At 68.6% G+C, this 12,552-nt stretch carries 14 protein-coding genes; 12 read left to right on the forward strand and 2 right to left on the reverse strand.

Translation table 11 applies throughout. The annotated features are described in order from the left end of the window. Positions 1-80 precede the first annotated feature (80 nt). Positions 81-620, reverse strand: coding sequence for a TRAP transporter small permease subunit (locus APY03_RS11770; RefSeq protein ID WP_068677002.1), 540 nt, complete (start codon positions 618-620; stop codon positions 81-83). Between the two features lie 160 nt (positions 621-780). On the opposite strand from APY03_RS11770, the gene APY03_RS11775 reads away from it, so the two are divergent. Both APY03_RS11775 and APY03_RS11780 read left to right on the forward strand, forming a co-directional pair. Next, positions 781-2,076 carry an SUMF1/EgtB/PvdO family nonheme iron enzyme gene (locus APY03_RS11775; protein ID WP_068677004.1) on the forward strand — a complete coding sequence of 432 codons (1,296 nt, stop codon included), beginning with the start codon at positions 781-783 and terminating at the stop codon, positions 2,074-2,076. A gap of 52 nt (positions 2,077-2,128) precedes the next feature. Then, positions 2,129-2,785, forward strand: a complete 657-nt coding sequence (locus tag APY03_RS11780) for a TetR/AcrR family transcriptional regulator (protein ID WP_068677008.1) — start codon at positions 2,129-2,131, stop codon at positions 2,783-2,785. Positions 2,786-2,812: 27 nt separating this feature from the next. Here the strand turns inward: APY03_RS11780 and paaY are convergent, their stop codons facing one another. Further along, positions 2,813-3,415 carry a phenylacetic acid degradation protein PaaY gene (paaY, locus tag APY03_RS11785; protein WP_068677010.1) on the reverse strand — a complete coding sequence of 201 codons (603 nt, stop codon included), beginning with the start codon at positions 3,413-3,415 and terminating at the stop codon, positions 2,813-2,815. A 175-nt stretch (positions 3,416-3,590) separates the two neighbouring features. On the opposite strand from paaY, the gene APY03_RS11790 reads away from it, so the two are divergent. The 10 genes from APY03_RS11790 (at position 3,591) to APY03_RS11835 (ending at position 12,441) form a co-directional block, all read left to right on the forward strand. After that, positions 3,591-4,394: an enoyl-CoA hydratase-related protein gene (locus tag APY03_RS11790; protein ID WP_068677012.1), complete on the forward strand. Its 804-nt coding sequence runs from the start codon at positions 3,591-3,593 to the stop codon at positions 4,392-4,394. Between the two features lie 15 nt (positions 4,395-4,409). After that, positions 4,410-4,847, forward strand: a complete 438-nt coding sequence (paaI, locus tag APY03_RS11795; RefSeq protein ID WP_068677014.1) for a hydroxyphenylacetyl-CoA thioesterase PaaI — start codon at positions 4,410-4,412, stop codon at positions 4,845-4,847. Between the two features lie 33 nt (positions 4,848-4,880). Continuing rightward, entirely contained in the window at positions 4,881-6,200 is a 1,320-nt protein-coding gene (gene paaK, locus APY03_RS11800) for a phenylacetate--CoA ligase PaaK (protein ID WP_068677016.1), read from the forward strand. 11 nt (positions 6,201-6,211) lie between these two features. Further along, the gene (paaA, locus tag APY03_RS11805) at positions 6,212-7,222 is read left to right on the forward strand and encodes a 1,2-phenylacetyl-CoA epoxidase subunit PaaA (RefSeq protein WP_068677018.1); all 1,011 of its coding nucleotides are present in this window, start codon (positions 6,212-6,214) and stop codon (positions 7,220-7,222) included. Between the two features lie 50 nt (positions 7,223-7,272). Further along, positions 7,273-7,596: a 1,2-phenylacetyl-CoA epoxidase subunit PaaB gene (gene paaB / locus APY03_RS11810; protein WP_068677020.1), complete on the forward strand. Its 324-nt coding sequence runs from the start codon at positions 7,273-7,275 to the stop codon at positions 7,594-7,596. Positions 7,597-7,605: 9 nt separating this feature from the next. Continuing rightward, positions 7,606-8,379 (forward strand): 1,2-phenylacetyl-CoA epoxidase subunit PaaC, encoded by a 774-nt coding sequence (paaC, locus tag APY03_RS11815; RefSeq protein WP_068677021.1) that lies wholly within the window; start codon positions 7,606-7,608, stop codon positions 8,377-8,379. Further along, complete coding sequence (paaD, locus tag APY03_RS11820; protein ID WP_068677022.1) at positions 8,379-8,912, forward strand: 1,2-phenylacetyl-CoA epoxidase subunit PaaD; 534 nt, start codon at positions 8,379-8,381, stop codon at positions 8,910-8,912. The genes paaC and paaD overlap by 1 nt, the downstream gene beginning before the upstream one ends. A gap of 3 nt (positions 8,913-8,915) precedes the next feature. Beyond that, positions 8,916-10,001 (forward strand): 1,2-phenylacetyl-CoA epoxidase subunit PaaE, encoded by a 1,086-nt coding sequence (gene paaE, locus APY03_RS11825; protein ID WP_068677023.1) that lies wholly within the window; start codon positions 8,916-8,918, stop codon positions 9,999-10,001. A gap of 35 nt (positions 10,002-10,036) precedes the next feature. Further along, entirely contained in the window at positions 10,037-11,188 is a 1,152-nt protein-coding gene (locus tag APY03_RS11830; protein WP_068677024.1) for an ABC transporter substrate-binding protein, read from the forward strand. A 224-nt stretch (positions 11,189-11,412) separates the two neighbouring features. Further along, positions 11,413-12,441, forward strand: coding sequence for a branched-chain amino acid ABC transporter permease (locus tag APY03_RS11835; protein ID WP_068677034.1), 1,029 nt, complete (start codon positions 11,413-11,415; stop codon positions 12,439-12,441). The last annotated feature ends 111 nt before the right edge of the window (positions 12,442-12,552 follow it).

Genomic DNA, 12,552 nt, shown 5'->3' on the forward strand with positions numbered 1-12,552 from the left:
CCTCATGCTGGGCAACCCACTTGAAATTCAACAGAGCCGCATTTCTTATCCTGGGAAGCGGTGCGTGTGGGGAACGGCGCTCATTGCACCGGCTTCTCGTAGTGCGTATCCATCTTGATCAGGCCGCGCAGGTAGGCAACGCGCTTGATCACCTCGGCCACGCCCTGCAGGAACACGGCGCCGAAGCCCAGGGGCATCATCAGTGCAGCCGGCCAGCGGATCAGGCCGCCAATGTTCCCGGACATCTCGCCGCTCCTCAGCATGCCGAGGAAGAAGGGGAGGGAGAGCCAGAACAGCAGGCCCATCACCGGCAGCAGGAAGAAGATCAGGCCGAAGAGATCGACGTAGACCGGGCCGTTGCGCTTGAGCTTGCCGTAGATGATGTCGACGCGCACATGCTCGTTGAGCTTGAGCACCAGCGGCGCGCCGAGCATCACGGTGGCAGCGAACAGGTACCACTGGATCTCGAGCCAGGCATTGGAGCTGAAGTCGAGGCCGTAGCGCACGAAGGCGTTGCCGGCGGAGATCAAGGAGGCGGCGAGCACGGCCCATGCCGCCAGCCTGCCGAGCTGGGCGCTGATCCAGTCCATGGCCAGCGCGAACTTGAGGAATGCGGACAAGGTATGTCTCTTCGGGGGTGGTTTCGGCGCCAGTCGGGTAGGGTCGGCGCAAAGCCCGGAATGTTAACTCGCCGCGGCGCAACGCCCGCCCGGGGGCACTCGGCGGGTTGACCCGGGGAAGTCCCCCCGCTTGGGGCGAGGCTGGTGGCCATAATGACTCATGCCTTCGAGTCCGCCGTCCCGCACGCCTTTCGGCACCTCCGGCCGGCCTCCCCATGCCATCGACTCGCCCGAGATGCGGCGTGCGGGCCGCGAGCTGCTCTCGCTGGCGCTGATCGACGCGCGCAACCACACGCTGCACCTGCTGTCGCTCTACGAGCAGGCGCTGGGCTCCGAGGCCCTGGCGGTACCGCGGCTGGAAGGCATCGATCCGCCGCTCTGGCTCGCCGGCCACATCGGCTGGTTCTCCGAATGGTGGATCGCGCGCAACACGCAGCGCGCCTTCGGCGCCGACTGCCCGGTGCGCCCGACGCGGCTGGCGGCCATCGAGCCGCAGGCCGATGCCTGGTGGAACCCCGCGCAGATCGATGTCAAAGCGCGCTGGTCGCCGGAGCTGCCCGATCTCTCGCTGACCAAGGCCTACCTGCTCGAGACGCTGGAGAGCACGCTCGAGCTGCTGGAGCATGCAGTCGAGACCGATGCCGGCCTCTACTTCTATCGGCTGGCGCTGTTCCACGAAGACCTGCGCGGCGAGCAGCTGGTCGTGATGGCGCAGACCCTCGGCCTGCCGCTGGGCATCGAGGCCCGCCCCGCGCCGGTGGAGCGTGGGCCGCTGCTGCTGCCGGCCACCCCTTGGACGCTCGGCTTCGACGAGCCCGGCTTTGCCTTCGCCCAGGAGCGCGGCCAGCGCACGCTGGAGGTGCCGGAGTTCGAGATCGATGCCCAGCCCGTCACGTGGAGCCAGTACGTGGAGTTCGTCGACGACGGCGGCTACGATCGCGAAGAGCTGTGGCTTCCGGGCGGGCTCGCCTGGCTGGCCAACCAGGCGGAGGGGCGCCGTGGCCCGCGGCACGTGGAGCAGATCGGCGCGGCGCGGCGCGGCAGCGGCGGTTCGGTGCTGCAGCAGCGCTTCGGCCGGCCCATGCGCGCTGCCGGCAACCAGAGCGCGGTGCATGTGAGCTGGTGGGAGGCCGATGCCTGGGCCCGCTGGGCCGGGCGCCGGGTCGCGACCGAGATCGAATGGGAGATCGCCGCCCACACCGCCGTGCGGCACGGCTTCCGCTGGGCCGACGTGCACGAGTGGACTGCCGGCACCCTCCAGCCGTGGCCCGACTTCCGTGCCGACCCCTGGAGCGCAGGCACCGAGTTCGACCCGCAGCCTGCCTTCGGCACGGCGCGCGTGCTTCGCGGCGCTTCTGCAGCCACCCGCGCGCGCCTGCGATCGCCCAAGCGCCGCGGCTTCGCCTGGCCGGAGCGGGACGACGGGTTCTTCGGGTTCAGGACCTGCGCGTTGTAGCGGCGTGCCATCATCGGCGCCGGCACAACATCGATGGAAAGGGCGCTGCCGGATGGCTCGCGTGCGTGACCCGGCTGGCTACGACGGCCAGCGAGAAATGATTCTTTCGAATGCAGCGCAGCTGTTCGCGCAGCGCGGCTATGCGGGCACGTCGATGAACGAGGTGGCCGCGGCGTGCGGCGTTTCCAAGGCCACGCTCTACCACTACGTGCGCGACAAGCATGACCTCGCCGTGCGCATCGCCGAGGAGCATGTGCAGCGCCTCGAGGCGGTGGTTGAAGAGGTGCTGCGCGAACACGAGACGCCCGAGGCCCGCCTGGGCGCGCTGATCCGCAGCTTCGTGGCCGAATACGCGATGGCGCAGAACGCCCAGCGCGTGCTGACCGAGGACGTGCGCTTCCTGCGCGAGGAGGATCAGCAGCGCATCATCGGCGTCGAGCGGCGCGTGGTCGCCGCCTTCGCCCGCACCATCGCCGAGGTGCGCGGCGAGGACCCGGCGAGCAAGCTCGGCAAGCCGATGGCGATGCTGCTCTTCGGCATGATCAACTGGATGTTCACCTGGATGAAACCCGGCCGCGAGCTCGACCACGAGGCGATCGGCGAGATGGTGGCCGATCTGTTCTTCGGCGGCGTGCGGGCAGTGGAGCTGCCGCCGGCGCTGGCGGCGAAGGGCGAGCGCGCGCTGGCCGGCGCGCGCAAGCTGCGCTGAGGCGCGAGGAAAAGGCGAGAGGCGGCCTCAGCCGCGCCGCGTGGCGATCAGCGGGCGCACGTCCGGCGACTGCAGGCGCGGCCGGTTGTCCTCCTGCGCAGCCAGCGGCTGCACCTCGACCAGGCTGGCGAGGCAGCGCCGGGCGAGGTCCTGGTAGGTCCGCGTGCCTTCCTGCTTCCAGGCAACCTCTTCCTCGCTGAGCTGGCGCCGAACGCGGCCCGGCACGCCGGTCACCAGGCTGCGCGCCGGCACCTTCATGCCGGCCGGCACGAAGGCGCAGGCCGCGACGATGGCCGATTCGCCGATCTCGGCCTCGTCCATCACCACCGCGTTCATGCCCACCAGCGCGTCGCGCCGCACGACGCAGCTGTGCAGCACCGCGCCGTGGCCGATGTGGCCGTCTTCCTCGACCACCGTGTCCTGGTCCGGGAAGCCGTGGATCACGCAGCTGTCCTGCACGTTGGCGCCGCGCTCGAGCACGATGCGCCCGAAGTCGCCTCGCAGGCTGGCGCAAGGGCCCACGTAGCAGCCGGGGCCCACGATCACGTCGCCGATCAGCACGGCGGTGGGATGCACGTAGGCGCCGGGGTCGACCACGGGTACCACCCCTTCGAGCGCATAGCAGGGCATGAGATCCGCTCCATGATGATTGGAAAAACGGGCGGCCCGCGCTAGCCTTCAGGGTTAGCACCGAGGACCAAAGCTTGCGAGGGCAAGATCGCGAATCCTATAATCAACCGAACGGTCGGTCAATTATTCGAGACGCGTCCTTCGGCCGATCGTCAATCCCACCAGCAGCACCACGATGAACGAACCTTTGGTACGTAGCACGCAATCGGGCGCAGTGCGCGCGCTCCAGCTCAATCGGCCGGAGGCGCTCAACAGCTTCACCTCGCAGCTGCATGCGGCGCTCATGGCCGCGCTGGACGAGGCCGCAGGCGACCCGGCGGTCCGCTGTGTCGTGCTGGGCGGCGCGGGGCGCGCCTTCTGTGCGGGCCAGGACCTGTCCGACCCGATGGTGGCGCCGGACTTCACGCCAGGCGCCGCGCCCAAGGACCTGGGCCAGGTGATCGAGTCGCTCTACGCCCCGCTGGTGCTGCGCATCCGCTCGATGCCCGTGCCGGTGATCGCCGAGGTGCATGGCGTCGCGGCCGGCGCGGGCGCCAATCTCGCACTGGCCTGCGACCTGGTCGTGGCCGGCCGTTCGGCCAGCTTCATCCAGGCCTTCTCCAAGATCGGGCTGGTGCCCGACACCGGCGGCACCTGGCTGCTGCCGCGCCTGGTAGGGCAGGCGCGCGCGATGGGCCTGGCCCTGCTGGGCGACAAGCTGCCGGCGGCCGAGGCGGCGCAGATGGGCCTGATCTGGAAATGCGTCGAGGACGACGAGCTCAGCCTCACCGTCGAGGGGCTGGCGCAGCGCCTGGCCGCGATGCCTGTGCGTGCGCTGGTCGCCACACGCAAGGCCCTGGCCGATGCCCAGGCGCTGGACCTGCCCGCGGCGATGGCGCGCGAGGCCGCGTTGCAGCGCGAGCTCGGCGCCGCCGCCGATTACCGCGAAGGCGTGGAGGCCTTCCGCGCCAAGCGCCTGCCGCAGTTCAACGACCGCTGAGAAAGCCCCCGACCGATGAGCGACCCCCATGCCCAGCACACCGCCGAACGCGTGCGCGATGCCATGTTCGCCAGGGACCGCGCCGTGCGAGGCCTCGGGATGGAGATCGAGGCGATCGCGCCCGGCCGCGCCGACGTCACCATGACCGTGCGCGAAGACATGCTCAACGGCCACGACATCTGCCACGGCGGCTTCATCTCGGCGCTGGCCGATTCGGCCTTCGCCTATGCCTGCAACTCCTACAACGAGGTGACCGTCGCATCCGGCTTCGGCATCGACTTCGTCGCGCCGGCGCGCGAGGGCGACCGGCTGGTGGCACGCTGCGTCGAGGTGTCGAAGACGGGCCGCACGGGCGTCTACGACACGGAGGTGCTGAACCAGCGCGGCGAGCGGGTCGCGGTGTTCCGCGGGCGTTCCTACACTCTCAAGGGCAAGCCGGTCGCACCGGCCTGAACGCAGCAGCCCCCAGGAATCCAGGAGACTTCCATGCCCGTCCGACGCCCTTCGCCCGGTGATCTCGAACCCATCGAAACCGCGAGCCGCGACGAGATTGCCGCGCTGCAGCTGCAGCGCCTCAAGACCACCCTTCAGCGCGCCTACGACAAGGTGCCCCACTACCGCCAGGCCTTCGATTCGCGCGGCGTGCATCCCGCTGACCTGAAGCAGCTGAGCGACATCGCGAAGTTCCCCTTCACCGTCAAGAAGGACCTGCGCGACAACTACCCCTTCGGCATGTTCGCGGTGCCGCGCGAGCAGGTGGCGCGCATCCACGCCTCCTCGGGCACCACGGGCAAGCCGACCGTTGTGGGGTACACCCTGCAGGACATCGAGCACTGGGCGAACCTCGTGGCACGCTCGATCCGCGCCGCGGGCGCGCGGCCCGGCGACATCGTGCACGTGGCCTACGGCTACGGCCTCTTCACCGGCGGGCTGGGCGCGCACTACGGCGCCGAGCGCGCAGGCTGCACCGTCATCCCGATGTCGGGCGGCCAGACCGAGAAGCAGGTGCAGCTGATCCGCGACTTCCGGCCCGACGTCATCATGGTCACGCCCAGCTACATGCAGGTGATCATCGAGGAGTTCCAGCGCCAGGGGCTCGATCCGCGCGAGAACTCCATCAAGGTCGGCATCTTCGGCGCCGAGCCCTGGACCGAGGCCATGCGGCGCGAGATCGAGCAAAAGGGCGGCATGGACGCGGTCGACATCTACGGCCTTTCGGAAGTGATGGGCCCCGGCGTGGCCAGCGAATGCATCGAGAGCAAGGATGGCCCGGTGGTCTGGGAAGACCATTTCTACCCCGAGATCATCGACCCCGAGACCGGCGAGGTGCTGCCCGACGGCGAGGAGGGCGAGCTGGTCTTCACCTCTCTCACCAAGGAGGCGCTGCCCGTCGTGCGCTACCGCACGCGCGACCTCACGCGTCTCTTGCCGCCTACCTCGCGCAGCTTTCGCCGCATGGGCAAGATCGTCGGGCGCAGCGACGACATGCTGATCATCCGCGGCGTCAATGTCTTCCCGACGCAGATCGAGGAGATCGTGCTTGCGCACGAAAAGCTCTCGGGCCAGTACCTGATCAAGGTCGCCCGGGACGGCCACCTCGACAGCGTGGAAGTGCGCTGCGAGCTGCAGCAGGCCGCCGCCGGCATTCCCGATGCCGAGTGCGACCAGATCGCCGAGTGGGTGCAGCAGCGCGTCAAGACCCTGGTGGGCATCTCGACCACCGTGTTGGTGCAGCCGCCCGCCACGCTCGAACGCACGCTCACCGGCAAGGCCCGGCGCGTGATCGACGAACGCCCCAAGACCTGAAAGGACACGCCATGTACACGCAAGCCATGGACACGATGGGCAAGGACAAGGACGGCCCCAAGGCCGTGCGCTCGGCCGAAGAAATGCGCCTGGAGCAGCGCTTCGACGAGCGCATCGACGCCGGCGGCTTCATCGAGGCCAAGGACTGGATGCCCGAGCACTACCGCAAGACGCTGGTGCGGCAAATCAGCCAGCATGCGCATTCCGAGATCGTCGGCATGCTGCCCGAGGGCAACTGGATCAGCCGCGCGCCCACGCTGAAGCGCAAGGCCATCCTGCTGGCCAAGGTGCAGGACGAGGGCGGCCATGGCCTCTACCTGTACGCCGCGGCCGAGACCCTGGGCACCAGCCGCGACCAGATGCTGGACGCGCTGCACACCGGCAAGGCCAAGTACAGCTCGATCTTCAACTACCCCACCCTGACCTGGGCCGACATGGGCACCATCGGCTGGCTGGTGGACGGCGCGGCGATCATGAACCAGGTGCCGATCTGCCGCTGCTCCTTCGCGCCCTATGCGCGCGCCATGATCCGCATCTGCCGCGAGGAAAGCTTCCACCAGCGCCAGGGCTATGAGGCGCTGCTCACCATGATGCAGCACGGCACCGACGCCCAGAAGGCGATGGTGCAGGACGCGGTGAACCGCTGGTGGTGGCCCTCGATCATGATGTTCGGCCCCCCGGACGACCAATCGCCCAACAGCGCGCAATCCATGCGCTGGGGCATCAAGCGCTTCACCAACGACGAGCTGCGCCAGAAGTTCATCGATGCCGCGGTCGAGCAGGCCAAGGTGCTGGGCGTGACCCTGCCCGACCCCGACCTGAAGTGGAACGAGGAGCGCCAGGCGCACGACCATGGCCCGATCGACTGGGCCGAGTTCTGGCGGGTGATCGGTGGCGACGGGCCCTGTAACCGCGAGCGGCTCGGCGCGCGGGTGAAGGCCTGGGACGAGGGCGCCTGGGTGCGGGAAGCGGCCCTTGCGTACGCGGCAAAGCACGAACGATCAGAGAGGTTGGCAGCATGAACAGCGTTGAAGAGGGCACTTTGCCCTCCCCTGGTGAGGGGGAGGTTGGGGTGGGGTCGAGCACGGAAGCGCCGAAGGCCACCGCGTCGGCAGGACGCGAGTGGCCCTTGTGGGAAGTGTTTGTCCGCAGCAAGGCCGGCCTGGACCACAAGCACTGCGGCAGCCTGCATGCGCCCGATCCGAAGATGGCGCTGCAGATGGCGCGCGACGTCTACACGCGGCGCCAGGAAGGCGTGAGCGTCTGGGTGGTGCGCTCGGACCAGATCGTCGCCAGCGACCCGGGCGACAAGGACATGTTCTTCGACCCGGCGGAAGACAAGGTCTACCGCCATCCGACCTTCTACGTCTTGCCGAAATCGGTCGACCACATGTGACGTGACGCCATGCAAGCATCCATCGAACTCGACCGCAGCCCCCACGTGCAGTACCTGCTGCGCATCGGCGATACGTGCCTGATCCTGGCGCAGCGCCTGGGCGAATGGTGCGGCCACGCACCCGTCCTGGAGGAAGACATCGCCATGACCAACATGGCGCTGGACCTGGTGGGCCAGGCGCGCGCACTGCTGACCCGCGCCGGGCAGATCGAGGGCCGCGCGCACGACGAGGACCAGCTCGCCTTCCTGCGCGACGAGCGCGACTACTTCAACGCCACGCTGGTCGAGCTGCCGCGCGGCGACTTCGCCTTCAGCGTGCTGCGCAACGCGATGGCGGCGACGCTGCTCAAGCTGCTGTGGGAGAAGCTCGAATCCTCGAGCGATGCCGAGGTGGCCGCCATCGCGGCGAAGGCCATCAAGGAAGCGCGCTACCACCAGCAGCATGCGGCCGACTGGGTCGTGCGCCTGGGCGACGGCACGGACGCATCGCATTCGCGCATGGAGGCCGCGCTGGCCCAGCTGTGGCGCTATGTGCCCGAGCTCTTCGCGTCGGATGCGATCGACGAGGAAGCGCGCGCCAGCGGCCTAGGGCCGGCCTGGTCCGAGCTGCGCGAGGCCTGGTTCGCCGAGATGGGTTCGGTGCTCGCGGAGGCCACGCTGCCCATGCCGGCCGAATCGGCCTTCATGAGCACAGGCAAGCGCGGCGTGCACAGCGAACACATGGGCTACATCCTGGCCGAGATGCAGTATCTGCAGCGCGCGTATCCGGGCGGGGTCTGGTGATGAGTGAGCTGTGCCTCCCCGCTGCCGACGAGGCCCGCGTCGCGCGCGCCTGGGAGGTGCTCGGCACCGTGCTCGACCCCGAGGTGCCGGCGCTGTCGGTCTGCGACCTGGGCATCGTGCGCGAGGTCCTGCCGCAGGGCGAGGGGCTGGAGATCGTGCTGACGCCGACCTATTCCGGCTGCCCCGCCACCGAGGTGATCGAGCGCAGCGTGCTCGATGCCATCGACGCCGCAGGACTCGGCCCGGCGCGCGTGACGCTGCGCCGCGCCCCGGCCTGGACCACCGACTGGATGAGCGCCGAAGGCAAGCGCAAGCTGCGCGAATACGGCATAGCGCCGCCGGGCGCGGCAGCCTTGCCCGGGGGCGCAATGCCGATCCGCCTGGTGCGCCGCCCGCCGGCCGCGCCGGTGGCCTGCCCGCACTGCGGCAGCGCCCACACCGAGCGGCTTTCGGCCTTCGGCTCCACGGCTTGCAAGTCGCTCTACCGCTGCCTGGATTGCCGCGAACCCTTCGAGCACTTCAAACCCCTCTGAGCCATGAGCGTCATATTCCACCCCCTGCGCGTGCGCAGCATCGAGCCCGACACCACCGAGGCGGTGATCGTCTCCTTCGACGTGCCGCAGGAACTGCGCGGCGTGTTCGGCTTTACCCAGGGCCAGTACCTCACGCTGCGCAAGGAGATCGACGGCCAGGACCTGCGCCGCTCCTATTCGATCTGCGCCGGCGTCGACGACGGCGAGCTGCGCGTGGGCGTGCGCAAGGTGCAGCAGGGCCTGTTCTCCAACTGGATCAACAGCAACCTCAAGCCCGGAGACACGCTGCAGGTGATGGCGCCGCAGGGCCGCTTCTTCGTGCCGATCGAGCCCGATGCGCGGCGCCACCACGTGGGCATCGCGGGCGGCAGCGGCATCACGCCCATTCTCTCGATCATGAAGACCGTGCTGGCGCGCGAGCCGCATTCGCGCTTCACGCTCATCTACGGCAACCGGCAGCTGCGCTCCACCATGTTCAAGGAGGAGATCGAGGACCTGAAGAACCGCTATATGACGCGCCTGGTGCTGCAGCACGTGTTCTCCGACGAGCACACCGACGTGCCCATCAACGCCGGGCTGATGAACCGCGAGAAGATCGCCGAGTTCCTCCAGGGCCTTGTGCCGCCCGGGAGCATCGACCACGTCTACATCTGCGGACCCTTCCAGATGAACGACGAGGCCGAGGCCGCGCTGCTGGAGGCCGGCGTGCCCGAGGAACGCATCCACATCGAGCGCTTCGGGCTCGCCCAGTCCCCCACCGGCACGGTGGGCGCCGTGGTGCACGCGCCGCAGCCGGGGGATGCCGAAACGGCCCGAATCACCATCGTGCGCGACGGGATCGCGCGCGAGATCCCCTATACCCTGGGCCAGCCCAGCATCCTGGACGCGGCGTCCTCCGCCGGCCTGGAGGTGCCGTACTCCTGCACCTCGGGCGTCTGCGGCACCTGCCGCGCCAAGCTCCTGGAAGGGGAAGTGCGGATGGAGCGCAACTTCGCGCTCGACAAGAATGAGGTCGCGGGCGGCTTTATCCTCACCTGCCAGGCACACCCCCTGACCGAGCGCGTGCGGCTGTCCTTCGACGAACGCTGAGCGCGCACGATTTTTTCAACTACCGGAGACCGTTCATGAGTTCTTTCACCCGCCTCGGCGTGGCACTGCTGTGCGCCATGGCCTTCGCTGCGCACGCTGACATCAACGTCGGCGTCACCCTGTCGGCGACCGGGCCGGCCGCCTCACTCGGCATCCCCGAGAAGAACACCATCGCGCTGATGCCCAAGACCATCGGCGGGCAGAAGATCAACTACATCGTGCTCGACGACGCCTCCGACACGACCGCCGCGGTGTCGAACACGCGCAAGCTGATCAGCGAGAACAAGGTCGACATCGTGCTCGGCTCGACGGTGACGCCCAACTCGCTGGCCATGATCGACGTGGTGGCCGAGGAGAAGGTGCCGATGATCTCGATGGCGGCCTCGGCGCGCATCGTCGAGCCCATGGACGCCAAGCGCAAGTGGGTCTTCAAGACGCCGCAGAACGACATCATGATGTCGCTCGCGATCGCCGAGCACATGGCCACCAACGGCGTGAAGACGGTCGGCTTCATCGGCTTCTCCGACGCCTACGGCGAAGGCTGGTTCCAGGAATTCACCAAGGCGGCCGAGCTGAAGAAGCTCAAGGTCGTGGCCAACGAGCGCTATGCGCGCAGCGACACCTCGGTCACCGGCCAGGCGCTCAAGCTCATCTCCGCCAAGCCCGACGCGGTGCTGATCGCCGGCTCCGGCACCCCGGCCGCGCTGCCGCAGAAGACGCTGAAGGAGCGCGGCTACGCCGGCAAGGTCTACCAGACCCACGGCGTTGCCAATTCCGACTTCCTGCGCGTCGGCGGCAAGGATGTCGAGGGCACGCTGTTGCCTTCCGGCCCGATGCTGGTCGCGTCGCAGCTGCCCGATTCGCATCCGCTCAAGAAGTCCGCGCTGGCCTACGTCAATGCCTACGAGGCGGCCCATGGCAAGGGCAGCGTGTCCACCTTCGGCGGCCATGCCTGGGATGCCGGCCTGATCATGAATGCCGCGATTCCCGCCGCGCTCAAGAAGGCGCAGCCCGGCACGCCGGCTTTCCGCGCCGCGCTGCGCGATGCGCTGGAAGAGGTGAAGAACGTCCCCGGCGCGCATGGCATCTTCACCATGTCGCCCACAGACCACCTGGGCCTGGACCAGCGCGCGCGCGTGATGGTCAAGATCGAGAACGGCGCCTGGAAGTACCAGCCTGCGGACTAGGCTCGCCCCCAGGTTGGCTCGCTTCGTGTAGCCGCCCAGCCCCTGCCGGGGTGTCACTAGCTCTCCCCCCAGGTTGGCTCACTCCGTGTAGCCGCCCACCCCCTCACCGGGGGCAACACCAGCGCCCGGCAAAGCCGGTTCCGCGGTGTTTCGCGAAGGGGGCGCGTTCGTTTTTGGAACAATGAGTCAATTGGAGCCCTCGCGCTCTGCGTCGGAGTGGATGCATGGATTTGCAAATCGCCCTGATCCTGGGGCAGGACGGCATCGTGAACGGCGCGATCTATGGGCTCATGGCGCTGGCACTGGTGCTGGTGTTCTCGGTGACCCGCGTCATCTTCATCCCGCAAGGGGAATTCGTCGCGTTCAGCGCACTGTCGGTGGGGGCACTGCAGGCCGGCCGTGTGCCGGCCACGCTGTGGCTGCTGCTGGTGCTGGCGGCGGCGGCACTCGTGGTGGAGCTGTGGCGGTGGAAGCGCGGCGCAGTGGTGGACTGGGTGTCGACGCTCGCCTGGTGCGTGGCGCTGCCGCTCGCGGCCTGCGCGCTGGTGCTGCTGCTGCGGCCCGAATCGCTGCTGACGCAGACGCTCGCCGCGCTCGCCGTGATCGTGCCGCTGGGCCCGCTGCTCTACCGGCTGGCCTACCGGCCGCTGGCCGATGCGACCGTCCTCACGCTGCTGATCGTGTCGGTGGCGCTGCATGGCGTGCTCGTCGGGCTGGGGCTGCTCTTCTTCGGTGCCGAGGGCTCGCGCACGCCGGCCTTCTCCGAACTGCGGCTGGACCTGGGAGGCGTCGCGGTCACCGGCCAGTCGCTGGTGGTGGTGGCGGTCACGGCTGCGCTGGTGGTGTTGATGTTCCTGTTCTTCGAGCGCTCGATCGTGGGCAAGGCGCTGCGGGCAACCGCGATCAATCGTGTCGGCGCGCGGCTGATGGGTATTCCCACAGGGCTCTCGGGCGACCTGAGCTTCGCGCTGGCGGCGGCGATCGGGGCGGTCTCGGGACTGCTGATCGCGCCGATCACCACGATCTACTACGACACGGGCTTCCTGATCGGGTTGAAGGGCTTCGTGGCGGCGATCGTCGGCGGGCTGGCCAGCTACCCGCTGGCGCTGGTGGGGGCGCTCATCGTGGGGCAGCTCGAGGCCTTCTCCTCCTTCTGGGCGAGCGCGTTCAAGGAAGTTTTCGTCTTCACGCTGATCATTCCGGTGCTGTGGTGGCGGTCGCTCAGCAGCAGGCATGTGGAGGATGAGGAATGAGCGCGCGGGTTTCTGGTTTGCTCTTTGGGCCTTTGGGACAGGGGGGTGGCGCCTGGTGGGCTGGTTTGGAGGTTGCTGTTGGGTTGAGTGCGGGGCCGGGATTTCGCCCCG

The sequence above is a fragment of the Variovorax sp. WDL1 genome (assembly GCF_001541225.1).
In the GTDB taxonomy this organism is placed as follows: Bacteria; Pseudomonadota; Gammaproteobacteria; order Burkholderiales; family Burkholderiaceae_C; genus Variovorax.

Excerpts from the sequence above, each read along its gene's own strand:
- paaA (WP_068677018.1), top strand. The coding sequence starts at position 6,212 with ATGTACACGCAAGCCATGGACACGATGGGCAAGGACAAGGACGGCCCC.
- paaK (WP_068677016.1), top strand. The coding sequence starts at position 4,881 with ATGCCCGTCCGACGCCCTTCGCCCGGTGATCTCGAACCCATCGAAACC.
- paaI (WP_068677014.1), top strand. The coding sequence starts at position 4,410 with ATGAGCGACCCCCATGCCCAGCACACCGCCGAACGCGTGCGCGATGCC.
- paaE (WP_068677023.1), top strand. The coding sequence starts at position 8,916 with ATGAGCGTCATATTCCACCCCCTGCGCGTGCGCAGCATCGAGCCCGAC.
- paaC (WP_068677021.1), top strand. The coding sequence starts at position 7,606 with ATGCAAGCATCCATCGAACTCGACCGCAGCCCCCACGTGCAGTACCTG.
- paaY (WP_068677010.1), bottom strand. The coding sequence starts at position 3,415 with ATGCCCTGCTATGCGCTCGAAGGGGTGGTACCCGTGGTCGACCCCGGC.
- paaD (WP_068677022.1), top strand. The coding sequence starts at position 8,379 with ATGAGTGAGCTGTGCCTCCCCGCTGCCGACGAGGCCCGCGTCGCGCGC.
- APY03_RS11830 (WP_068677024.1), top strand. The coding sequence starts at position 10,037 with ATGAGTTCTTTCACCCGCCTCGGCGTGGCACTGCTGTGCGCCATGGCC.
- APY03_RS11835 (WP_068677034.1), top strand. The coding sequence starts at position 11,413 with ATGGATTTGCAAATCGCCCTGATCCTGGGGCAGGACGGCATCGTGAAC.
- APY03_RS11775 (WP_068677004.1), top strand. The coding sequence starts at position 781 with ATGCCTTCGAGTCCGCCGTCCCGCACGCCTTTCGGCACCTCCGGCCGG.
- APY03_RS11790 (WP_068677012.1), top strand. The coding sequence starts at position 3,591 with ATGAACGAACCTTTGGTACGTAGCACGCAATCGGGCGCAGTGCGCGCG.
- APY03_RS11780 (WP_068677008.1), top strand. The coding sequence starts at position 2,129 with ATGGCTCGCGTGCGTGACCCGGCTGGCTACGACGGCCAGCGAGAAATG.